This window comes from Neorhizobium sp. T25_27 (assembly GCF_002968565.1).
Taxonomy (GTDB): Bacteria; Pseudomonadota; Alphaproteobacteria; order Rhizobiales; family Rhizobiaceae; genus Neorhizobium; species Neorhizobium tomejilense.
Window position 1 is genome coordinate 311,156 of sequence record NZ_PVBJ01000003.1, and the last position, 21,582, is coordinate 332,737.

Consider the following 21,582-nt stretch of genomic DNA (forward strand, 5'->3'; position numbering starts at 1 on the left):
GCGGCCGGCGTCCGATCAGCCGTTGATCATATCGCGGAAGCGGGCAAGTTCCTCGCTCGCCACGCCGACATTGTGCGGCTCCGCCGGATAGGCTCCGCTCTCGACGTCCTGACGGAATTCCCGGAACGCTGCGATGCGCTCGTGCTGCAGGCGGTCGAACTCTGCGGCAAAGTTGCGATAGGTCTTCGCATGTCGGGGCACATGCCCGCGGTTCTGTCCGAGCACGTCATCGGCAAAGAGATATTGCGCGTCGCAACCGGCGCCCGCCCCCATCGAGATCATGAAGAGAGACGTCCGGGCGCTGATCAGCGAGGCAACTTCGGCAGGAACCACCTCGATCTCGGCGGCGAAGGCGCCAGCCTCCTCGAGGGCCTTGACGGCATTCCAGATCGCCATCGCGCTGTCGGCGGTCTTGCCGACCGCCTTGAAGCCACCGGTCCAGGTCGCCTTCGAGGGAATGAGGCCGACATGGCTGCAGACGGGAATGCCCTCGTCCCTGAGCTCGCGGATGATCCGGAGGTTCGCCGCGCAATAGACGGCGTCGCCACCGGCGCGCATCGCTTTGAAGGCCCCCCGCAGATATTCCTCCGTCGTGACGAAGTCGCCATATTCGAGCCCCGGCACGGCAAAGACACTTGGCGCCACCTCGCGGAACGCAGGCCCCAGGAGCGCTGGCGGCACGGAGACCATTTCAATCCCGGCCTTGTCGGCGGCTTCCGCCTCCTCGAGCGTGACGACACGAAGCATGCTGAGCTGGCGCTTGCCCTTGAGCGCCAGGATATCGGCAACGGTGGGACGGTTGGATTTCATCGATGCATCCTTTGGCGCCAGGCGCTCACAGAAGGGATTTCAGTTTGACGGAAGGATCGGCGAGTGCCGCAGGATCGGCGCGCGTGCCCCTGGCGATCAGCATTTCGGCCAGTCGAATGTCGCGGGCAACGGCACCGCCGGGGCCAAGCCCGCTGGCTGCCAGCAATCGCCCCTCCGCGTCGAGGTGAAACAGGATCTCGGCCTCCGGCGACAGCGTCCGGCCGACGGTCGATGTCGCGCCGTCGGACAGGCCGGCCACCTGCAGCGTCAGGTCGTATTGGTCCGACCAGAACCAGGGCACCGCATCGAAGGATGCGGCCTCTCCCAGCATGTTGGCCGCCGCGACGCTGCCCTGTTCCTGTGCGTTGCGCCAGGATTCAAGCCGGACGCGCCGGCCGCCATAGGCGGTGACGGGAAAGGAGCAGCAGTCGCCGGCTGCGAAAATGTGCGGATCGCTGGTCGCCAGATGGCGATCGACGGCTATGCCGTTGTCGATCGCAAGCCCTGCTTCTGCGGCAAGACGGGTGTTGGGTTGGGCACCGATCCCGACCACGACCGCATCGACCTCGATCCGGCGACCATCGGCGAACCCGATGGTAACGCCGCTCTCGCCATCGGCGATGGTCTCGATCCCCACGCCGCAGAGGAGTTCCACGCCTTCTGCCGCGTGCCGTGCCTGCAAGGCGAGCGCAAGCTTTTCGGGAACACCGCGCATCAACACGCGCGGTTGCGCCTCAAACAAGGTGACGGCCGTCCCGAGTTTCCGGCCCATCGCGGCCAGTTCGAGCCCGATGAAGCCGCCGCCGAGAATGGCCACGCGGCCATCCTCCCGCATGTGGCGACGAATGGCGGACGCGTCCTCGACGGTCCGCAGCACATGGATACGATCGCTCGTGGCAAGGCCTGGAAACCGGCGCGGCGCGGCGCCGGTTGCGAGCAGCAGCCGTTCGTAGGACAGTATTTCGCCCGCTTCCAGTCGCAGCGCATGGCGTGCCAGGTCGAGCGAGATAGCCCGCTGCCCTCGCAGGAAGGTGATCCCCGCCTCGGCAAAACGTTCGCTTGCGACGATCGCCCGGACGGTCCCGGCTTCCTCGCTCCCCTTCGACAGGGGCGGACGTTCGTAAGGGAGATGCGGTTCGTCGCCGATCAGCGTGACGGTCCCCTGGTAACCCCGCTCCCGCAGGGCAAAGGCCGCGCGCACGCCCGCTTCGCCGGCGCCGACGATCACCATGCCTTTGTCACCCATCTCAGCCGACCTGGATGAAGACGCGGCCACCATCGACCTTGACCGCATAAGTCTTGAGGTTGACGCAGACGGGCGCGCCCTTGGCTTGGCCGGTCTTGTAGTTGAAGCGGCCGTTGTGCTTCGGACATTCGATGATATCGTCCATCACCAGACCATCGGCCAGATGGACATTCTCGTGCGTGCAATGTCCGTCGGTCGCGTGGAAACTGTCTTCCGGGCTGCGATAGACGGCGTAGCTCTTGCCGGCGTGATCGAAGCGGATGACATCCTCTTCGTCGATCTCGTCCTTGTCGCAGACGTCGATCCAGGTGCTCATCGGGCTCTCCTCCCCTTTATAGCTTGTTTTGTCGGATGCCGGCGTCACTCCGCCGCTGGCGCCATTGCGTCGCTATGGAAGTCTTCGCGATAGGGCTTTGCCGTCGGCGGCAACTCGCGCTTCAGGAAATAATCCTCGTTTCGGAGCTGGCGCAGGAAGGCAGGGATCATCTCGCGATAACCGTCGAGGATCGACGGATTGGGTGCCGGCAGATCGTCCTTGATGGTCTGGTGCAGCTTCGGCAGCGCGTGATAGGGCACCATCGGGAACATGTGATGCTCCACGTGATAGTTCATGTTCCAGTAGATGAAGCGGCTGATCGGGTTCACGTAGACCGTGCGGCTGTTTAGCCGGTGGTCGGTGACGTTGTCGGCAAGGCCGCCATGCTGCAACAGGCCGGTCATGACATGGTGCCAGGCACCATAAAGGCGCGGCATGCCGATCAGCATCAGCGGCAGGATCGAATTCAGGGCGATCGCGAGCGCAACGGTCGCCACATAGATCGCGAGCCAGATGCGCGCGACGCGGATCGCCTTCGGCTGCTCCGTCTCCGGAATGATGATCTTCTCTTCGGCGCTGATGACGCCAAACGCGTTTCGGACCATGTCGATCACCGCATGCCAGGCATCCAGCAGGCCGAACAAATTGAGGATCAGCCGCAGGAGATCCGGCGGACGCATCACCGCGATTTCCGGATCCCGGCCGACAATGACCGTATCGGTGTGGTGCCGGGTATGGCTCCAGCGCCAGGTCACCGGATTGCGCATGATCATGAAACAGGCGATCTGGTAGACAAAGTTGTTCATCCACATCGTCTTGAATGCCGTGCCATGACCGCATTCATGCCAGCGGCTGTCCGAGGCGGACCCGTAGAACACGCCGTAGGCGAGGAAGAAAGGGATCGCCCAGAGGCTGCCCCAGAAATAGATGCCAAGCGCTGCAAAGACGACTATACAGCCAAGCCAGATCGCCGTGTCCCGGAGGGCTGGCCCATCCTCCCGCTTCATCAATTCCTTCATCTGCTTGCGCGGAACCTCGGTATGATACCACTGCGCCGCCGCGAGCCCATTGGCCACCGCCGCCTGCGCATCGCGCCCAAGCAGGCTGTAGTCACGCTTTGCCGCTGTCCTCGCCATAGATCTCCTCCATCGGTTTCGATGCGGTCGCCATCAAAGGCGCCGCATGGAATCTGATCTTGAGGATTATCGTTGTTCTGACGGATCACAATCCACGCATGATATATTCTATCAAAAGCTATCATTCTTGATTTATTCCATGATAGAAACCTCTCACTTGAGGGAGGAACAGATGGGATCAAGACCGACGATCGCGGATCTGGCCAAGACTGCGGGAGTGAGCGTCGCAACCGTGGACCGCGTGCTGAACGGGCGGCACAAGGTGCGCGAGGACACGGCGCGGCGCGTCTATGACGCGGCAAACGAGATTGGCTTCCATGCCGTAGGATTGCTGCGGCAGCGAGTGTTCGAGGGGCTGCCGCAATACCGGCTGGGCTTCATCCTGCAGAAGCCCAACCACCATTTCTACCAGAGCTTCAAGCGGGAACTCGAGATCGCCGTCCAGAATCATCCCGGCATTCGCGGCGTGGCGCAGATCGAATTCTGCGCCAACCAGACACCGAGCGAATTGGCCGACAAGCTGAGAGAGGTAGGTGTCAGGAATCAGGCGGTCGCCATGACATCCCCGGACTATCCGGCCCTGACGGTGGCAGCGGAAGAACTGAAGGCAAAGGGCATCCCGGTATTCTCACTCCTGTCCGATTTCGCCTCCGGCATCCGCGAGGGCTATGTCGGGCTCAACAACCGCAAGGCCGGCCGGACGGCAGCCTGGATGATCACGAGGGCTGCAAAAAACCCTGGGAAAGTGGCTGTTTTCGTCGGCAGTCACCGCTTTCACGGTCACGAATTGCGCGAGATCGGCTTTCGGTCCTACTTCCGCGAACACGCCCCCGACTTCGAGGTTCTCGACACGCTGGTGAACCTGGAAACGGTGGAAATCACCCACGAGGCAACGCTGGATCTGTTGCACCGCCATCCGGATCTTGTGGGTTTCTATGTTGCCGGCGGCGGAATGGAAGGCGCCATTTCCGCCATCCGGGAAGAAAAGCTCGGCGGCAAGCATGTTATCGTCGTCAACGAACTGACGCCAATTTCCCGCGCAGCGCTGGCCGATGAGATCGTGACCATGGCGATTGCGACACCGCTTGCCAATCTGTGCCGCGAACTCGTCCAGCTGATGGTCGAGGCGGTGGATACCGGCCCCGCGACGGCGCCAGGCCAGACTTTCCTGCCGCTCGAAATTTATGTGCCGGAAAACATCTGAGCCGCGATGATGGAAATCCATCATAACAATCTGCAAATTCTTTCATGAATGAAATAGAATATTGCTATTTCTTCTTTGACCAACGCCACGAAACCTGATGACTTCGTTCGGCGGGACGGAGGAGGAAAGCCGGCCGCGCCAAACTTCGGGAGAACTCATGGCCGCGCTTACCTTCGCGCTCAACCACATGGTTGCGCCACACATGCCGCTCGGCGCTTTTTTCGAACTGGGCATGTCGCTCGGTGTTCGGCAATTCGAAATCCGCAACGATCTTGCGGGTAATGCCATACTCGACGGGACTTCACCCGAGACGGTCCGCGACCTGGCAAAGACGCGCGGAACCGAGATCATTTCGATCAATGCCCTGCAGCGCTTCAACGAATGGACGCCGGAACGGGAAGCGGAAGCCCGGGAACTGGCCGCTTATGCCGCTGCCTGCGGCGCAAAAGCTCTGGTTCTGGTACCCGTCAACGACGGAAGCGGCAGGCTGGAGGGTGAGCGTCAGGGGAATTTGCGCGTTGCGCTCAAGGCACTGAAACCCATCCTGCAGGCCAATAACCTCATCGGCCTCGTGGAGCCGCTCGGTTTCCAGATCTGCTCGCTTCGCTCCAAGAAAGAAGCAGCGGAAGCGATTGCCGCGATCAATGGCCGCCAGAGCTTCAAGCTGGTTCATGATACTTTCCACCACGTGCTGGCTGGCGAGCCGGATATCTTCCCGGATTTGACGGGGCTGGTGCACATTTCAGGCGTCGATGACCAGGACGTCAGAATCGACGCCATGCGCGACCCGCATCGCGTGATGGTGACGGCACGGGACCGGCTGGACAATATCGGTCAAATCCGTGCGCTCGTCGACGCTGGTTATCCCGGCCCGTTCTCGTTCGAACCGTTCGCGTCATCCGTTCACGCATCGAGCGATCCGCAAGCGATGGTCCGCAATAGCATGGAGCTGATCCGGGACAGACTTTGACGTCTTCACCGATCCGGTGGCAGTGACCGGACTGGTTCGTAAGATTGCCTTCGGGGAGGAGGCGACCGGCTTTTTGAGGTGTTCGCCGGGCACCGTTTCAGAGGAGGAAGAGATGAAGAAATTTTTGGCGGGTGCCGCGCTCGGCGTTCTGATGGCATCGAGCGCCTATGCAGGCAATATTGGCGTGTCCATGGCCAATTCCGACACGTTCCTGACCGTTCTGCGCAAGGGTATCGAGAAGTCTGCGGCCGACGCAAAACAGCCGGTCCAGATCGAAATCGCGGATGATGACGTTCAGAAGCAGCTTTCCCAGATCCAGAACTTCATCGCCTCGAAGGCCGATGCGATCATCGTCAATGCCGTCGATACCACGGCAACGGCGCCGATGACGAAGCTGGCGAACGATGCCGGCATCCCGATCGTCTACGTCAACCGGATGCCGGCAGACGTCGACAAGCTTGGCCCCAAGGGGGCATTCGTCGCCTCCGACGAAGTTCAGTCCGGCACGCTGCAGACCAAGGAAGTATGTCGCCTCCTGGGCGGCAAGGGCGATATCCTTGTCATGGTCGGCGATCTTGCCAACCAGGCTGCCGTCCAGCGCACCAAGGACATCCACGACGTGATCGCAACGCCGGACTGCAAGGGCATCAAGATCCTCGACCAGCAGACCGCCGTATGGGATCCGGTCAAGGCGCAGGACCTGATGACCAACTGGATCGCGGCCGGTCACAAGCCGGCGGCTGTCATCGCCAACAACGACAACATGGCGATTGGCGCGATCAACGCCATGAAATCCGCCGGCTGGAATATGAAGGACGTGGTCGTTGCGGGCATCGATGCCACCCAGGAAGCGCTCGCCTACATGAAGGCAGGCAATCTGGATGTATCCGTGTTCCAGGATGCCTTCGGCCAGGGCTCGGGTGCGGTCGCCGCTGCCATAAAGCTCGCCAAGGGTGAGAAGGTGGACGCCAAGGTCTGGATCCCGTTCCAGCTCGTGACGCCTGAAAACATGACCAAGTTCACGACGAAGAATTGACCGAGAACGGGCCGATCCGCTGCCTTGCGAGGCAGCGGATCACTCTCGTGGAGGAGGACCACCATGTCGGCTGAACGCATCATCAGTCCCCAGACCATGGAGGCCGTTCGCAGGAGCGGCGCTGTTCCGGGCAGCAAATATCTTCTCGAAGTCGAGGACGTGCGCAAGGAATTTCCAGGGGTCGTTGCTCTGGACAACGTGCAGTTGAAGCTGAAACGCGGGACGGTGCATGCCCTCATGGGCGAGAACGGCGCCGGCAAGTCCACGCTGATGAAGATCCTCGCGGGCATCTACACGCCCGACAGCGGCTCGTTCAAACTGCGCGGCGTCGACATCCGCCTCAAGAATCCGCTCGACGCGCTTCAGAACGGAATCGCGATGATCCATCAGGAACTGAATCTGATGGCGCCCATGACCGTGTCGGAAAACATCTGGATCGGCCGTGAGCCGCTCGGACGTTTCGGTATCGTGGACCATGCCGAAATGAACCGTCGGACGGACGCGCTGTTTGAGCGCCTCGGGATCGAGATCGATCCTGAAATCAAGGTCGGCAAGCTCAGCGTGGCCAACCGCCAGATGGTGGAGATCGCCAAGGCCGTATCCTTCGATTCCGATGTCCTCATCATGGACGAACCGACATCGGCCCTCACCGAGAGGGAGGTGAACCACCTCTTCCGGATCATCCGTTCCCTCCGCGAGGAAGGAAAGGGCATCATCTACATCACCCACAAGATGAACGAACTCTTCGAGATCGCTGACGAGTTCTCCGTCTTTCGCGACGGCAAGTACGTTGCGACCTGCAATTCCTCGGAGGTGACCCGCGAAGACATCATCCGCATGATGGTCGGGCGCGAGATCACCCAGATGTTCCCGAAAGAACCGGCGCAGATCGGCGACGTCGTGCTGTCGGTAAAAGGGCTGACGCTGAACGGCGTCTTCCGCGACGTGTCGTTCGATCTCCGGGCCGGCGAGATCCTCGGCTTTGCCGGCCTCGTCGGCTCGGGCCGGTCCAACGTCGCGGAGACGATCTTCGGCGTGACGCCCGCAAATTCCGGGACGATCGAGCTCTTCGGCAAGCAATTGACCGTCTCCTCGCCGTCCGTCGCCATGGCGCACGGCATGGCGTTTCTGACGGAGGATCGAAAGGAAACCGGTTGTTTCCTGCTGCTCGACATCCAGGAAAACGCGCAGATGGCGGTGCTGCAACAGCGCTATGTGCAGCTCGGCTTCGTAGAGCAGGAAAAGCTGCGGAAGGCGGCCACCGACATGGCCAACCGCCTCAGGGTTCGCACGCCAGACATGCGGGAGCCGATCATCAACCTGTCGGGTGGCAACCAGCAGAAAGTCCTGATCTGTCGCTGGCTGATGACCAATCCGAAGATCCTGATCCTCGACGAACCCACCCGCGGCATAGATGTCGGCGCCAAGGCCGAGATCCACCGGCTGATCTCGCAGCTCGCGGGCCAGGGTGTGGCGATCATCATGATCTCGTCGGAGATGCCTGAGGTGCTCGGCATGAGTGATCGCATCGTCGTGCTGCATGAGGGGCGGGTCACAGGCATCCTGGACAGGGCCGAAGCCGATCAAGTCAAGATAATGGAGCTGGCGTCGCGCTGACGGCACAGCCGGGAGGATATCATGTCTGATGCCATCAACGAACTGGGGGAGACCTCCAAGACGGGCTTGAAGAAAATTCGGCGACTTCCACCGGAATTCTCGATCCTGGCCGTCCTGATCGGGATCGCCCTTATCTTCGAAGTGATCGGCTGGTACGTCGTGGGCGAAAGCTTTCTGGCGAACAAGCAGCGCTTGTCCATCATCGTCCTGCAGGTCGCCGTCACGGGGATCATCGCCGTCGGCGTGACGCAGGTCATCATCACCGGCGGGGTCGATCTCTCGTCCGGCTCCATGGTCGGGTTTATCGCCATGGTGGCTGCGAGCTTCGCCCAGACCTCGCTGAATGCTCGGGCCGTTTTCCTGCAACCGGAATACGCCGCTTTCGGCCTGGACTGGTTCATCGATTCAAGCCCGTTCTGGCCGCTTCTGGTCGGCGTGCTGCTCGGCGCATTCCTGGGTTATCTGAACGGCCTTCTCATCGCCAAGACAGGCATTCCGCCCTTCATTGCCACTCTTGGCATGATGGTTTCAGTCCGCGGCCTGGCCAAATGGTATACCGAAGGCCAACCCGTCGCTTTGCTCAACGAAAACTTCGCCTGGCTCGGCCAGAGCTTCAGTCTCTGGGGCTTTCCCGTCCCGCGAACGGTCATCGTCTTCTTCGCCGTGGCAATCATCTTCCACGTCGCATTGTCCTATACCCGCTACGGCAAGTTCACCTATGCCATCGGCGCCAACAGCCAGGCTGCACGCGTCTCGGGGATCGATATCGGCAAGCACCTGATCAAGGTCTATGCGGTGGCCGGCCTGCTCTCCGGCCTCGCCGGCGTCATGCTCGCTGCCCGCGCCCAGTCCGGCCAGCCGAACATGGGCGTCTCCTTCGAACTCGACGCCATCGCGGCGGCCGTCATCGGCGGCGCTTCGCTCTCCGGCGGCGTCGGCCGGATCACCGGGACGGTAATCGGTACCATTATTCTCGGTGTGGTGACCTCCGGCTTCACTTTCCTCAAGGTCGGCGCCTACTACCAGGAGATCGTCAAGGGCGCGATCATCGTCGCGGCAGTCGTCATCGACGTGCACCGCCAACGCAAGAAATCCCGCGCCTGAAGAACCTCCCCAGGCGCCGAGGCGGTGCTGGTTGCGAGCAACCTGCACCGCCTCCCCCTATGCACCCGTCCTACAATTCAGATGACGCCGTCACAGGCCATTCGCGAGATGACCATGAAGACCTATGTTTTGACCATTTCCTGTCCGTCGACCCGCGGCATCGTCGCTGCGGTCTCCGGCTATCTCGCCGATCAGGGCTGCAACATCGTCGATTCATCCCAATTCGACGACCTCGGCACCTGTCGGTTCTTCATGCGCGTCTCCTTCATCTCCGAGGAAGAGGCCAATGAAGCGAAGCTCGCACAGGGCTTCCCCGTTATCGCCGAGCGTTTCGGCATGACCTGGAGCCTGCATGATGCCGCCAAGCGGGAGAAGGTCCTGCTGATGGTATCGCGTTTCGGCCACTGCCTGAACGACCTGCTCTACCGCTGGAAGATCGGCGCACTGCCGATCGAGATCGTCGGCGTGGTCTCCAACCACTTCGACTACCAGAAGGTCGTGGTCAATCACGATATCCCCTTCCATCATATTCCGGTGACCGAGGCCAACAAGCCTGAGGCCGAAGCGCGCATCATGGACCTCGTCGGGCAGACCGGCACCGAACTCATCGTGCTTGCCCGCTACATGCAGATCCTGTCCGATCAGATGTGCCAGAAGATGTCCGGCCGGATCATCAACATCCATCATTCCTTCCTGCCGTCGTTCAAGGGCGCCAATCCCTACAAGCAGGCTTTCGAACGTGGCGTAAAGCTGATTGGCGCCACGGCCCATTACGTCACCGCCGATCTCGACGAAGGTCCGATCATCGAACAGGACACCGTGCGCGTCACTCATGCGCAGTCTCCGGATGACTACGTCTCTCTCGGCCGCGACGTCGAAAGCCAGGTGCTGGCGCGCGCCATCCACGCCCATATCCACCACCGCACCTTCATTAACGGACATCGCACCGTCGTCTTCCCGGCGAGCCCGGGTTCCTATGCCTCCGAGCGCATGGGGTGAACGTGGCCATTGTCATCGAGGGACGACCACCGCTGCTGCCGTGATCGAAGCGGAAACCTCACGAGCTGCCGGCGACCAGGTGAGCCGCTTCTATTTAGAACTACCTATCGGTCGGCTCGGATCGGTGGCTCACTGTCTTTGGGGAGCGGGGTCCGATACGCCAGCCCACCACGCCGTCCGTGCAATTCTTCCTTGGCGCGCGACAACAATGCCGGATTGGCAATCGCCCTTGCAGCGGTTGCCGCCATCACCTTGGCGGCCGTGACCATGGCCTTGTGGGCGGCCGGCAGCTTGCCTTGTGTTACGGTCTGCCAGGCATGAAACGGCGTGCCAATCGCCGCGGTCGCTGTCAGGCACTGCGCGGTGGGCACAACCCAGCTGACATCGCCCACATCCGTCGAACCAAAGAGCAGGCCGGGCTTTTCTGGCAGCGGCAGAATCCCATCATGCAGAGTTTTCGGATAATCGGCCGGCCCGCCAAAGGCTTCGGCGCTCGCGCGGACGTCGTCATCCGTCAGTGCGGCGGCCCGTAACCTGTCGGCGAAGTCGAAGTCCGCCTCATCGAAATCGGGGGCACCCAGCCTCGTAAACTGCTCATGCATCACCTCCTCCAGGGTACGGTTGGGGAGGATATTCGAAGTGGCGCGGTCGAACACCATCTCGACCTTCGTCTCGGTCATGAGCGCAGCACCCTCGGCGATCTTGCGCAACCGCTCAAAAAGGCTGCGGACATCACCGAGGCTTGGCGCACGGACCAGGTAGAGACCTTCTGCGGAAGCCTGCACGACATTGGGAGAAATGCCGCCAGTCTGGGTAATCGCATAATGCACGCGGGCGTCCGAGGGCATATGCTCGCGCATATAGTTGATGCCGACATTCATCAGCTCGACGGCGTCGAGAGCGCTGCGACCGACCTGCGGGCTCATCGCGGCATGCGCCGCACGACCGCTGAAGCGAAAATAGGCCTGGATATTGGCGAGCGTCGAAGAGGACATGACGGCGTTGTAGACGCAAGGGTGCCAGCAGAAGGCGGCATCCAGATCATCAAATGCGCCTGCGCGCGCCATATAGGTCTTACCCGATCCCCCCTCTTCGGCAGGGCACCCATAATATCGAACCCGTGCCTTCACACCGCTTTCGGCCAAAGCGTCCCGGAGGGCGACTGCCGCAAGAAGCGATGCGGCGCCCAGGAGGTTGTGATGACATCCGTGGCCATTGGCGCCCGGCTCGGCAGCCCGCTGCTCCGTGATGCCGGCTTCCTGGGAAAGCTCGGCCAGAGCGTCGAACTCCCCAAGGAACCCGATCGTGACGTCACCTTCGCCTGCTTGGGCCACGAAGGCGGTCTTCATTCCTGCGATCCCGCGGGTGACACGAAAGCCTTCGGCTTCCATAGCGGCAATATGCTCCTCCACCGATCGGAACTCCTCGAAACGCAGCTCCGGCATGCCCCAGACGCGATCGCTGAGATCGATGAAGGCCGGAGCCTTGGCGTCGGCGCAGCGTGAAATATGGTCGGCGTCGAGAACGTCGTTGCGCCGTGTCGCTTCAGCCTTGTCCTGCATATCGGTCATTCCTCGATCACTTCAGAATATCGGCGCCCGCGCAGGCGAGCAGCACGGCCAGTCCGACGGACATTTCCGGAAGAGTCGTCGCCGGATCCACGTCCGTCCACTCGCCCAGCGTATGGGCGTCGCCGCCCTTCCCTCCCCACGAAAGGGTAACGGCTGGAACGCCGAGGCTCATGGCGACGTTGGCATCTGTCGAAAACGAGCTGAACACCGGGGTCTGGCCAATCGCTGCGATGGCGGCCGCTGCAGATCGCGTCAGTTCACCATCGGTGGTGAACCCGGCCGGCCGATCGCCTATCAGCACGATCTCGACAGCAATTGAGCCCTTCTCGATAGAGCGGCTATCGTTCTCGACATGGCAGGATTGCAGCACGATCTGGCGAAAACGGGTATCGAGGTCCACCAGTTCAGATGCCGAATTGGAACGCAGGTCCACCATCAGCGAAACCTCAGCAGGGATGGCATTGACGGAACTGCCGCCTTTTATGACCGTGGAACTGCACGTGGTCTTCGGGTCGTCCGGCAAGGAAAGACGCCCGAGTTCGACAACAGCACGGGCTGCGGCAATCATCGGATTGACGATGCCATGATCAGCAAAGCTATGGCCACCCGGCCCTCGGAACGTCACCCGGTAGCGTTTCGATCCCGTTCCCGCGGAAACGATAGTATCGGCCGGCGTCGGGCCATCAAGGCATATGAGAGCGGCAATTCGGCCACGATAGGCGCTGTTGGCAAAGAAGTGCCGCATGCCACGCAGATCGCCTTCGCCTTCCTCGCCAACGCTCGCCAGAACAAGAATGTCGTCCCGAGTTTCCATTCCGACGGCATCGAGAGCACGGAGATAGGCCAGGATGGCGGCAAGGCCACGGGTGTTGTCGCCCACGCCCGGTGCGGAAAGACGAAAACCCTCACGCCGGACGGTAACATCGGTCCCCTCGGGAAACACGGTATCGACGTGAGCGGAAACCGCGATCATACGCCCGTCCGAAGCCTTTCCCCGGCGAACGCCCGTGACATTGCCGATGGAATCGATCGCGACATCCTTCAAGCCCGCAGCCTCCAGCATGTCCCGGTACGCCCGCCCGCGGACTTCTTCCTTGAAGGGAGGTGCCGGAATTTCGGTGAGTGTTACGAGCTCGCTGATGAAACGATCATGCGTTTGTGCGAGTGAATTGACTGCAGCCCTGAAAGGCGCGCTGACGAGGAGCGCCGGGATCAAGGTGTCTCCGGCGAGCGGGGTGGTTTTAAAGATTTGCATGGTCAGGCCGCTTCGTTGAGATGACAGGCTGAAAGGCGCCCAGGGCCAATCGCTTTGAGTTCGGGAATGTCTCGCTTGCAGCGATCCATCGCGCGCGGGCAGCGCGGATGGAACGGACAACCCGATGGAGGATTGAGCGGCGACGGGAGCTCGCCCTGGATCGGCTTGTAGTCGCGTTCCCCGGCTTCAAGCACCGGCAACTGCTCCAGCAACAGCCGCGTATAGGGATGGCTGGGCGTGGAAAAGAGCTCTTCCGTCGGTGCGATTTCCACCACCCGGCCGAGATACATGATGACCACACGGTCGGAGATATGTTCGACGACCCCGAGATTGTGCGAAATGAACAGATAGGTCAGGTCCAGCTCGTCGCGCAGATCCATGAAGAGGTTCAGCACCTGCGCCTGGATCGATACGTCGAGTGCCGCGACCGCCTCGTCGCAGATGATCAATGATGGCTTGACCGCAAGAGCACGGGCAATGCCGATGCGCTGCCGCTGACCGCCGGAAAACTGGTGCGGGTAGCGATTGGCATAGGCGCCGGAAAGTCCAACCTTTTCCATGAGGTCGACGACGTAGGCCCGCTGCTCGGCCTTGCGGATCAACCCGTGGGCGACGGGCGCTTCACCGATGATGTCGATCACGCGCATGCGCGGATTAAGCGAGGCGAACGGGTCCTGAAAAATCATCTGGACGCTCAGCGCAAAATCCTGGCGCTGCTGGGGCGTCATCGTCGCGGACGGAACCCCTTTGTAGCTGATGGTGCCGGCGCTGATACTGCTGATACCGGCGATCATCCTTGCGACGGTGGACTTGCCGCAGCCGGACTCGCCGACGATCCCGACGACCTCCCCCCTTCTGACGGAAAGATCGATGCCTGCGACGGCGCGCACGTCGATCCTCTTGACCCCGGCGCCAAAGAGGTTGGCGATGTGCCCGGCCACGCCGACCGGCTTGGTGAACGTCTTGGCGAGGGAACGAAGTTCCAGCATCGGTTCCTGCTGGTTTTTTTCTGTCGTCATGTCCTGTCTCATAGAGCTGGATTCCAGCAACGCACCGATCTCCCGCCCGGCAACGGCGTCGGTTCGGGTGCGACCAGACATTCGGGTGTCGCCTTCTCGCATCGTTCGCGAAAGGCGCAGCCCTGTGGCAGGTTGAGCAGTGACGGGGTCATGCCCTTGATCTGGTGAAGTCGGTGGCCACGCGTGGCATGCGAAGGGACGGAATCGATCAGCCCTTGCGTGTAGGGGTGCAAAGGCCTCTTGATTACGTCGGCAGTAGCGCCCGTCTCGACGATGCGGCCGACATACATGACCGAGATACGGTCGGCGAGACCGGCAACGACCGCGAGGTCGTGGGTGATCCAGATAAGCGCGGTGCCAGTCTTGCGGCAAAGCTGCTTCACCTCATAGATGATCTGGCCCTGGATCGACACGTCGAGCGCGGTCGTCGGCTCGTCGGCGATGATGAGCTTCGGCTTGTTGATAAGAGCGATGGCGATGGCGATACGCTGCCGCATGCCGCCGGAGAGTTCGTAGGGATAGGCTTTCAGGCGTTCATCGGGAGATGGAATGCCGACCTGCACGAGCACATCCCTGGCCCGCTGCCGGGCTTCCGCCGTGCTGACCTGCGCATGGGCCTGGACCGTTTCGATCAACTGCGTGTCGATGCGTAGAACCGGATTGAGCGTCATCGACGGATCCTGGAAGATCATCGCGATGTCGTTGCCGCGCAGTTGCCGGCGCGCCTCCTCGCCCATCGAAACCAGGTTGAGGCCGTCATAGTCTATGCTGCCGTCCACAATACGGCCGGGCGGATCGATCAGACCCAGAATGGAGAAGCCGGTGATCGACTTGCCGGAACCGGACTCGCCGACAAGGCCGAGGATTTCGCCGCGACCGAGTTCGATATCGACCCCGTCGACTGCTTTCACAACGCCTGTTCTCGTGGTGAAATGGGTTTTCAGCCCCTTGATCGAGAGCAGCGGCTCCCGTCTGGCCGTCGCGGTTGCTTGCATGCTGCTTACGTCCATCACAGGGCATTCCTCGGGTTGAGAATGTCGCGGAGATGATCGCCCACGAGATTGATGCCGACGATGGCGAGAGCGAGCGCGATCCCCGGGAAGAACGAAATCCAATACTGACCGGACAGCATGAATTCGAAACCGTTGGCAATCAGCATGCCAAGCGACGGCTGGGTGACCGGAACGCCAACGCCGAGGAAGGAAAGCGTCGCCTCCAGTGCGATGGCGTTCGCAAGATCGATCGTGGCGATGACGATCAGCGGCGGAAGACAGTTCGGCAACAGGTGGCGGGCAATGATGCGCCGCCAGCCGAGCGAGAGACAGCGGGCCGCGAGAACGTACTCGCGATTGCGCTCCACAAGGGCGGTGCCGCGCACGGTCCGGGCAAAATAATCCCATTGCACGATGATGAGCGCGATGATCACCTTGTCCAGTCCCTGGCCGAGGACCGAAAGCATCACCAGCGCCACGAGGATCGCCGGGAAGGAAAGCTGGATGTCAACGATGCGCATCAGCAGGGCGTCCAGCCAGCCGCCGAAATAGGCCGCGCAGAGGCCGACCGTCGAGCCGATCAGAAGTGAAACCGTGACGGACAAGAACGCAACCAGCAGGCTCGTCCGCATGCCGTAGAGAACGGCGGAGAGGACGTCGCGGGCCTGGCTGTCCGTGCCGAGCCAATGGGTGATGCCGCTAACCTCGGCGACGCTGCCTGGCGGCATCTGCGAATCCAGAATATCAAGCGCACCGATATCATAGGGGTTCTGAGGAGCGATCCACGGCGCCCCAAAGGCTGGAATCGCAAGCAGGATCATCAGGATCAGTCCCGCCATAGCCAGCTTGTTTTCCCTGAACTGGACCACAAAACGGCGGAAGGGCGATTCCTCGACGGTTGTCGTGGGTAAAACGGTGGTTGGCGTGCTCATCAGTCGCGCACCTTTTCGCGGGCACTCGGGTCAATCGCCATGTAGAGAATGTCGACGACGAGGTTCAGGATCACCAGGAAAAACACCATCATGATCAGGTAGGCGACGACCACGGGACGATCGAGGGTGATGATGGAATCGATCAGCAGCTTGCCCATCCCGGGCCAGGAGAAGACGCTCTCGGTGACCACCGCAAATGCGATGGCCTGGCCGAATTCCAAACCTGCGACAGTGATGATCGGGATCAGGATGTTCTTCAGCAGGTGGACGTTGAGAATGCGAGAGGGGCGCAGTCCTTTGGCGCGGGCGAATTTGATGTAATCCATCGGCAGGACTTCGCGGGTGGCAGCTCTGGTGACGCGGATCATCAGCGCGGCTTTGGCCAGACCGAGCGTGAGCGCCGGCAGCGCCAGATGCTGCCAGCCATCGATCGTCAATATGCTGAATGCGACCGGACCGACATTGACGGTTTCTCCGCGTGCCGAGGCCGGCAGGACACCGAGATAGACCGCAAACAGCATGATCAGCATGAGGCCGATCCAGAAATTCGGCAGGCTGAAGCCGAGAATCGAGCCCGTCATGATCGCCTTGCTGGACGGCGCCTTTGGCCGCAACCCGGCCAGTATGCCCAGGGGAACGCCGACGACGGAAAATGTCATGGCGACGATCACGAGTTCGACGGTCGCGGGCATGCGCTCGATGATCAGCTGCAGCGCCGGTTGGCCGGTGAGAAAGCTGCGACCGAAATCACCCTGCGCGGCATTTCCAAGAAACGTCAGGTATTGAAGCCATATCGATTGATCGAGACCAAGCGCCTTGCGCAGCGCCTGCCGTTCGATCTCCGTTGCCTCGGGACTCACCAGCATCGACGTCGGATCACCGATCAGGTAAAGGCCGACGAAGACCAGGACCGACATGACAAGGATCACGCCGAGCGCCTGAAACAGTCTGTTGATGATAAAAACGGGCACTCGCCTGTCCTTCTTTCGCGTGTTCCGGCCTGCTGCGCATCGCGAAGCAGGCCGGAAACTTGATTACTTCGCGGACGTGACGTCCTGAGGCAGGGTATACTGATCGGCGCGGGCAGCGTAGCTCAGGCCCTTGCGCAGCGCCCAGACCGGCACTTCGAAATGTACCGGAATGATGCCGTAGTCGGACAGAACCATCTCGTCGGCCTTCTGCAGCAGCTCTTTGCGGGCTTTGTCATCCATCGTGGCGGATGCCTTGTCGAGAAGCGCGTCGAGGTCCGGATTGGAATAGCGCCCACCGTTCGACGTGCCGGATCCCTTGGACGGTTCGCGGGTTCCGACCAGCGACCGCAGCGTCGTAGAGATCTCGCCCGTGGAATTTCCCCAGGCGGCGAGATAGGCGCTGTATTCGAAATTGTCGCGGCTCTTGAAGAACACCGGCGGAGCGGCGGCGGCGACTTCGGCTTTGACGCCGGCACGCGTCCACATGGCGGCGATCGTCTGCGCGATGCGGGCGTCATTGACGTAGCGGCCGTTCGGAGTGCCGAGCGTGATCTGGAAGCCGTTGGGATAACCGGCTTCGGCAAGCAGCGCCTTGGCCTTGGCGGTGTCGACCGCCGGTGCGGCCTGCCGTGCCTTGACCGCGCCGAACATCGGCTCGGGCAGCAGGTCTCCCGTTGCGACGGCGACCCCGCCCATCACCCGTTCGGCGATCGCCTTGCGATCGATGGACAGCGAAAGCGCTTCGCGGACCCGCTTGTCCATCAACGGGTTCTTGTTGCCCTGGCCGGGGATGCCGGGGCTTGGTTCGCCCTTCTGGTCCAGAGCGATATAGACGATACGGGTGCCGGGAGCTTCCGCGACCGAGAGCTTGGGGTTCGTCTTGAACTGTTCCAGGTCCGTCGTCGGCGGGTCTTCCATCATGTCAATGTCGCCGGACAGGAGGGCAGCCGCGCGGGCCGCCGGATTGGTCATCGGACGATAGATCACCTTGTCCCATGCCGCCGGCTTGCCCCAATAATTCGGATTGCGCTCCAGAACCAGATCCGCGCCCTTTTGCCAGGAAACGAACTTGAACGGCCCGGTGCCGACAAGTCCTTCGCCGCGGTTGAACTCGACGGTCGTCTTGCCTTCCGGAGCCGGGCCGGATGCGGCGGCCTTTGACAGGATCGGCAGGTTGGCAATGTCGGTGACCAGCAGCGGATAGGGCTGCTTTGTAGTGATGCGCACCGCGTGCGCATCCGCTGCCTCCACCTTGGCGATCTGGCGGGTGAACAGCGTGAAAGCCGTGGGGCTGTTCGGAACTTTCGGAATGCGGTCGAACGTGAAAACCACGTCATCGGCGGTCAGCGGCGAACCATCGGAGAATTTTGCATCCTTCCGCAGGGTAAATTCCCAGACCGTGTCGCTGGTCGGCTTCCAGCTCTCGGCCAGCGCAGGCTGGGGCACCAGCTTCGGGTCCATCATCACAAGCGGATCGAACATGGCGAAGGTCACCTGCACGTTCGGCACGAGAACGTGGAACTGCGGATCGAGCGAAGAGGGCTCCGATTTGACACCGATCTTCAGATCCGCCGCAGAAAGAGAAAATGCACCCATAAGCAGGAAGACTGCGGAAGCGGCCAGCCTGGTTTTCACGCTATTCATGATTTCACTCCGTTTTCTGTCTTCGTTTTTGTATTTCTTCGAAGAAGTTCCCTTTACCGATCGACCCGGATGGGCCGGCTATTGGATGCGCAGGATCCTTTCAATCCTCGCCATGACGTCACCGACGTCGGTCGCCGCTCCCAACGCGCTGGCGAGCTCGAAGAGCGGTTCAGCCGCTGCGGCGTGGCCGCTCCAGGCGCAGCACGCCTGAAACTTTGCCAAGAGATCATCCTCGTTCAGCGGGTTCTCCGGCGAACCTTTCGGATGGCTGACCGTCGCCTCCATGACCCCGCCGTCCTTCAGATATACTCGTGTGATCGTCTTGAAATTCGCGCCGTCGACCATCAGGGCATTGTCGTAGGCGATCAGGCGGATGCGAGGCAGCCACGCGGCAATCCGCTCATCCCTAACGCTTTCCGGCGTGAAGTGCTTGAGTTCCAGCCCTCCGTCGACCAGCATTCGCGCCATGCAATAGGTGCCGCTGAACCGCGCTTCCATTTCATCGGTGGGACTGTCGAAGCGCAGGTTCCGTTTTGCCATCTCGGGCAGAGACGTCTCGATCCGGTCGATCGCCTCCATCGAAAAACCCGGCTCTCTTTGCAGGACTTCCAAGGCATCGACGCTGCGATGGGCCGCTCCGCAGCAGGGGAAACGCTTTACGAGCAATCCGCTCACCTCGATTTCCAGCGTTTCGCCCAGACCCTCGATCATGACCTCGGCGCCAATGTCGCCCGCCCCGGTTAGCGCGGCAAAACCCCAGTCGCCGGCAAGAGGGTCGTCATTTGCGCTGATGCCAGCCATGGCAAACCGAGCCGCAAGAACGGCATTTTTCGCTGCGAGCCCGACATGGATCGGCTTCATCATGGAACCGAACTGCAGCTTCGAACCGGCAGCCATGCTGGTTGCCGCGCTCATTGCAGCGAGCACCTGGTCCGGAGTGGCGCCAAGCAGCCGCGCGCAAGCTCCGGCAGTGCCGATAGCTCCGATTGTCGAGGTGGAATGCCAGCCGCGCTCATAGTGGGCAGGCTGCATCAGGCGGCCAATGCGCCCCTGGAGTTCCAACCCGACGATGAATGCATCGATGAGCGCGGTCCCGCCGACCTTACGATCGTTCACCAAAGATAGAAGCGCGGGAGCGAGGACCGCCGTCGCATGAGTAAAAGCTGGCGCGAAATTGTCGTCGAAATCGAGTGCGTGCGCCGCGGTTCCATTGATCAGGGCCGCCCAGGGCGCGCTCACTCTGCCGGATGCTCCGAACGCGAAGCATTGCCCCAGGCCATCTTCGGCTATCACGTTGACGACGGAACGGGTCGAAACGTCATTCATTCCGGCGATCATACACGCCGAGATATCCAAGAACGCGCCTTCACCGCGACGGTAGGCAGACGGACTGAAGTGGCAAGCACCGGCCGCCCATTCGGACAATGCCCGAAATGCTGGTTTTCGTTGGTCGCCCGTTTGAGAGGCTCTTTGCGCCGTCACCGCGTGCATCGTCGTTCCCATCCGGCCTTGTTGCCGGTTATTGAGGTCGATCTTGGCCAAAGGGATAGGCATCGGCAAGAAACTAAATGGTCGTGCATGATGAATTTTAGTTATAATAGAATGACTGCGGACGGGCTTTGAACCTCCCAATATGAGAGCGACGCGCCACAAAAACTGCGGCCTTCGAGAGAATAGACGATGCCAGAAGCTATTTGGATAACCGGAAGTTATTGGACATGCGATTGGAGAGACCGTGGATCTGAGGCAGTTGAGAAATCTGGTTCTGGTGGCGCGTTATGCCAGCTTCGGGGTCGCAGCCGAGAGATTAAATGTGACACAGCCCGCGCTCAGCAAGAGCATCCGCGCACTGGAAGAGTCGTTGGGCGTTCGTCTCCTGGATCGTGGTCCCTGGGGCGTCAAACCAACTGACTACGGACTGCGGCTGATTGAATATGGAGAGCTCGTGCTCTCCTTGACGGACGAGGCGCGGAACGAATTGGACGCGATGCGGGGTGCCCGTCGAGGCCGGCTACGCATCGGTGCGGTTGCAACGGCAATGCGGGAAATCGTGCCGACCGCGATCAAGCGATTTCTCAAAGCCCAGCCGGAAGTCGATGTTTCACTCAACGAGGAACTCAGCTCAGCGCTTTACGCTTCCCTGCTCAATGGCGCCATCGACATTGCCGTGATGGCTCGGCCGAAGGAGATTTCCGAAGAGATCGAGTTTCTCAATTTGCTTGAAATTCCAGTCGACATCGTCGCGGACCGCGATCATGAACTGGTGAAGCTTGCCAAAGTGAGCCTTGTCGATCTGATAGAATATCGCTGGGTGATCCCTGCCCGGCCGGAACCGGACCGGCTGGCGCTCGAGGCCCTGTTTGCTACCGCGCAGCTTCCTCGCCCTCTCGCGATCTGCGAAACAACCTCATCGACATTCCAGATGTCGATGATCGCCGGCTCAAAATGGCTCAGTTATCTCACCCGCACCAGCGTGTTTGTGCAGGGACGCGATGCGCAGTTTGTGGCCCTGAAGCTCGACAGCCGGACGTGGACCCGCAATATCGGCATAGCCTACCGACGCCGGAGCGTCCTGCGGCCGGTGGTGATGTCCTTTGCCAAGGAACTGGAAGCACTCTGCGCGAAATCACCCCGACAAGACTATCTCCCACCTTGATGGGAGTAGAACTTGCGACCCCGTCATTCTACATCTTGCTTGCAGTTGACGGGAACCGAACCGGAGGTCCATTTTTTATCGAAACGGTCGAAGTTTCAAGAATG

General features: G+C 61.1%; 19 protein-coding genes. 7 read left to right on the forward strand and 12 right to left on the reverse strand.

Going from position 1 to position 21,582, the window contains the following annotated elements; genetic code table 11:
• Nucleotides 1-15 precede the first annotated feature (15 nt).
• Genes C5J24_RS11665 through C5J24_RS11680 form a run of 4 tightly spaced genes read right to left on the reverse strand, consistent with a single transcriptional unit; the run spans nucleotide 16 to nucleotide 3,508 of the window.
• Nucleotides 16-810 (reverse strand): 3-methyl-2-oxobutanoate hydroxymethyltransferase, encoded by a 795-nt coding sequence (locus tag C5J24_RS11665; protein WP_105418099.1) that lies wholly within the window; start codon nucleotides 808-810, stop codon nucleotides 16-18.
• Nucleotides 811-835: 25 nt separating this feature from the next.
• The gene (locus C5J24_RS11670) at nucleotides 836-2,056 is read right to left on the reverse strand and encodes an NAD(P)/FAD-dependent oxidoreductase (RefSeq protein WP_105418101.1); all 1,221 of its coding nucleotides are present in this window, start codon (nucleotides 2,054-2,056) and stop codon (nucleotides 836-838) included.
• 1 nt (nucleotide 2,057) lies between these two features.
• A complete protein-coding gene (locus C5J24_RS11675) occupies nucleotides 2,058-2,372 on the reverse strand; it encodes a MocE family 2Fe-2S type ferredoxin (protein ID WP_105402533.1) in 315 nt (104 codons plus the stop codon).
• Between the two features lie 44 nt (nucleotides 2,373-2,416).
• Nucleotides 2,417-3,508 carry a fatty acid desaturase family protein gene (locus C5J24_RS11680; protein ID WP_105418103.1) on the reverse strand — a complete coding sequence of 364 codons (1,092 nt, stop codon included), beginning with the start codon at nucleotides 3,506-3,508 and terminating at the stop codon, nucleotides 2,417-2,419.
• A 172-nt stretch (nucleotides 3,509-3,680) separates the two neighbouring features.
• On the opposite strand from C5J24_RS11680, the gene C5J24_RS11685 reads away from it, so the two are divergent.
• From C5J24_RS11685 to purU, 6 genes are all read left to right on the forward strand, one after another.
• Nucleotides 3,681-4,712 (forward strand): LacI family DNA-binding transcriptional regulator, encoded by a 1,032-nt coding sequence (locus C5J24_RS11685; RefSeq protein WP_105402531.1) that lies wholly within the window; start codon nucleotides 3,681-3,683, stop codon nucleotides 4,710-4,712.
• Between the two features lie 157 nt (nucleotides 4,713-4,869).
• Nucleotides 4,870-5,682, forward strand: coding sequence for a TIM barrel protein (locus C5J24_RS11690; RefSeq protein WP_105418105.1), 813 nt, complete (start codon nucleotides 4,870-4,872; stop codon nucleotides 5,680-5,682).
• Between the two features lie 112 nt (nucleotides 5,683-5,794).
• Complete coding sequence (locus C5J24_RS11695; protein WP_105402529.1) at nucleotides 5,795-6,718, forward strand: sugar ABC transporter substrate-binding protein; 924 nt, start codon at nucleotides 5,795-5,797, stop codon at nucleotides 6,716-6,718.
• A 63-nt stretch (nucleotides 6,719-6,781) separates the two neighbouring features.
• Entirely contained in the window at nucleotides 6,782-8,335 is a 1,554-nt protein-coding gene (locus C5J24_RS11700; protein ID WP_105418107.1) for a sugar ABC transporter ATP-binding protein, read from the forward strand.
• Nucleotides 8,336-8,356: 21 nt separating this feature from the next.
• Nucleotides 8,357-9,439, forward strand: coding sequence for an ABC transporter permease (locus C5J24_RS11705; protein WP_105402527.1), 1,083 nt, complete (start codon nucleotides 8,357-8,359; stop codon nucleotides 9,437-9,439).
• A 114-nt stretch (nucleotides 9,440-9,553) separates the two neighbouring features.
• A complete protein-coding gene (gene purU / locus C5J24_RS11710; RefSeq protein WP_105402526.1) occupies nucleotides 9,554-10,438 on the forward strand; it encodes a formyltetrahydrofolate deformylase in 885 nt (294 codons plus the stop codon).
• A 104-nt stretch (nucleotides 10,439-10,542) separates the two neighbouring features.
• Here the strand turns inward: purU and C5J24_RS11715 are convergent, their stop codons facing one another.
• The 8 genes from C5J24_RS11715 to C5J24_RS11750 form a co-directional block, all read right to left on the reverse strand.
• The gene (locus C5J24_RS11715) at nucleotides 10,543-12,000 is read right to left on the reverse strand and encodes a M20 family metallopeptidase (protein WP_105418420.1); all 1,458 of its coding nucleotides are present in this window, start codon (nucleotides 11,998-12,000) and stop codon (nucleotides 10,543-10,545) included.
• A 16-nt stretch (nucleotides 12,001-12,016) separates the two neighbouring features.
• Nucleotides 12,017-13,384 carry a M20/M25/M40 family metallo-hydrolase gene (locus C5J24_RS11720; protein ID WP_245446623.1) on the reverse strand — a complete coding sequence of 456 codons (1,368 nt, stop codon included), beginning with the start codon at nucleotides 13,382-13,384 and terminating at the stop codon, nucleotides 12,017-12,019.
• Nucleotides 13,267-14,283 (reverse strand): ABC transporter ATP-binding protein, encoded by a 1,017-nt coding sequence (locus tag C5J24_RS11725; RefSeq protein ID WP_245441181.1) that lies wholly within the window; start codon nucleotides 14,281-14,283, stop codon nucleotides 13,267-13,269. The genes C5J24_RS11720 and C5J24_RS11725 overlap by 118 nt, the downstream gene beginning before the upstream one ends.
• A gap of 8 nt (nucleotides 14,284-14,291) precedes the next feature.
• Entirely contained in the window at nucleotides 14,292-15,293 is a 1,002-nt protein-coding gene (locus C5J24_RS11730; protein WP_105402523.1) for an ABC transporter ATP-binding protein, read from the reverse strand.
• Nucleotides 15,293-16,207: an ABC transporter permease gene (locus tag C5J24_RS11735; protein ID WP_105418111.1), complete on the reverse strand. Its 915-nt coding sequence runs from the start codon at nucleotides 16,205-16,207 to the stop codon at nucleotides 15,293-15,295. The genes C5J24_RS11730 and C5J24_RS11735 overlap by 1 nt, the downstream gene beginning before the upstream one ends.
• Complete coding sequence (locus C5J24_RS11740) at nucleotides 16,207-17,178, reverse strand: ABC transporter permease (protein ID WP_105402521.1); 972 nt, start codon at nucleotides 17,176-17,178, stop codon at nucleotides 16,207-16,209. The genes C5J24_RS11735 and C5J24_RS11740 overlap by 1 nt, the downstream gene beginning before the upstream one ends.
• 63 nt (nucleotides 17,179-17,241) lie before the next feature.
• Entirely contained in the window at nucleotides 17,242-18,822 is a 1,581-nt protein-coding gene (locus C5J24_RS11745; RefSeq protein ID WP_105418113.1) for an ABC transporter substrate-binding protein, read from the reverse strand.
• Between the two features lie 78 nt (nucleotides 18,823-18,900).
• Entirely contained in the window at nucleotides 18,901-20,364 is a 1,464-nt protein-coding gene (locus C5J24_RS11750; protein ID WP_172723924.1) for an MmgE/PrpD family protein, read from the reverse strand.
• A gap of 193 nt (nucleotides 20,365-20,557) precedes the next feature.
• Here C5J24_RS11750 and C5J24_RS11755 point away from each other — a divergent pair, with 193 nt between their 5' ends.
• A complete protein-coding gene (locus C5J24_RS11755; protein ID WP_105402518.1) occupies nucleotides 20,558-21,478 on the forward strand; it encodes a LysR family transcriptional regulator in 921 nt (306 codons plus the stop codon).
• Nucleotides 21,479-21,582 lie beyond the last annotated feature (104 nt).

What these genes read in the sequence shown, in the direction of transcription:
- C5J24_RS11665 (WP_105418099.1), bottom strand. Translation starts at nt 810, where the DNA reads ATGAAATCCAACCGTCCCACCGTTGCCGATATCCTGGCGCTCAAGGGC.
- C5J24_RS11670 (WP_105418101.1), bottom strand. Translation starts at nt 2,056, where the DNA reads ATGGGTGACAAAGGCATGGTGATCGTCGGCGCCGGCGAAGCGGGCGTG.
- C5J24_RS11675 (WP_105402533.1), bottom strand. Translation starts at nt 2,372, where the DNA reads ATGAGCACCTGGATCGACGTCTGCGACAAGGACGAGATCGACGAAGAG.
- C5J24_RS11680 (WP_105418103.1), bottom strand. Translation starts at nt 3,508, where the DNA reads ATGGCGAGGACAGCGGCAAAGCGTGACTACAGCCTGCTTGGGCGCGAT.
- C5J24_RS11685 (WP_105402531.1), top strand. Translation starts at nt 3,681, where the DNA reads ATGGGATCAAGACCGACGATCGCGGATCTGGCCAAGACTGCGGGAGTG.
- C5J24_RS11690 (WP_105418105.1), top strand. Translation starts at nt 4,870, where the DNA reads ATGGCCGCGCTTACCTTCGCGCTCAACCACATGGTTGCGCCACACATG.
- C5J24_RS11695 (WP_105402529.1), top strand. Translation starts at nt 5,795, where the DNA reads ATGAAGAAATTTTTGGCGGGTGCCGCGCTCGGCGTTCTGATGGCATCG.
- C5J24_RS11700 (WP_105418107.1), top strand. Translation starts at nt 6,782, where the DNA reads ATGTCGGCTGAACGCATCATCAGTCCCCAGACCATGGAGGCCGTTCGC.
- C5J24_RS11705 (WP_105402527.1), top strand. Translation starts at nt 8,357, where the DNA reads ATGTCTGATGCCATCAACGAACTGGGGGAGACCTCCAAGACGGGCTTG.
- purU (WP_105402526.1), top strand. Translation starts at nt 9,554, where the DNA reads ATGAAGACCTATGTTTTGACCATTTCCTGTCCGTCGACCCGCGGCATC.
- C5J24_RS11715 (WP_105418420.1), bottom strand. Translation starts at nt 12,000, where the DNA reads ATGCAGGACAAGGCTGAAGCGACACGGCGCAACGACGTTCTCGACGCC.
- C5J24_RS11725 (WP_245441181.1), bottom strand. Translation starts at nt 14,283, where the DNA reads ATGACGACAGAAAAAAACCAGCAGGAACCGATGCTGGAACTTCGTTCC.
- C5J24_RS11730 (WP_105402523.1), bottom strand. Translation starts at nt 15,293, where the DNA reads ATGGACGTAAGCAGCATGCAAGCAACCGCGACGGCCAGACGGGAGCCG.
- C5J24_RS11735 (WP_105418111.1), bottom strand. Translation starts at nt 16,207, where the DNA reads ATGAGCACGCCAACCACCGTTTTACCCACGACAACCGTCGAGGAATCG.
- C5J24_RS11745 (WP_105418113.1), bottom strand. Translation starts at nt 18,822, where the DNA reads ATGAATAGCGTGAAAACCAGGCTGGCCGCTTCCGCAGTCTTCCTGCTT.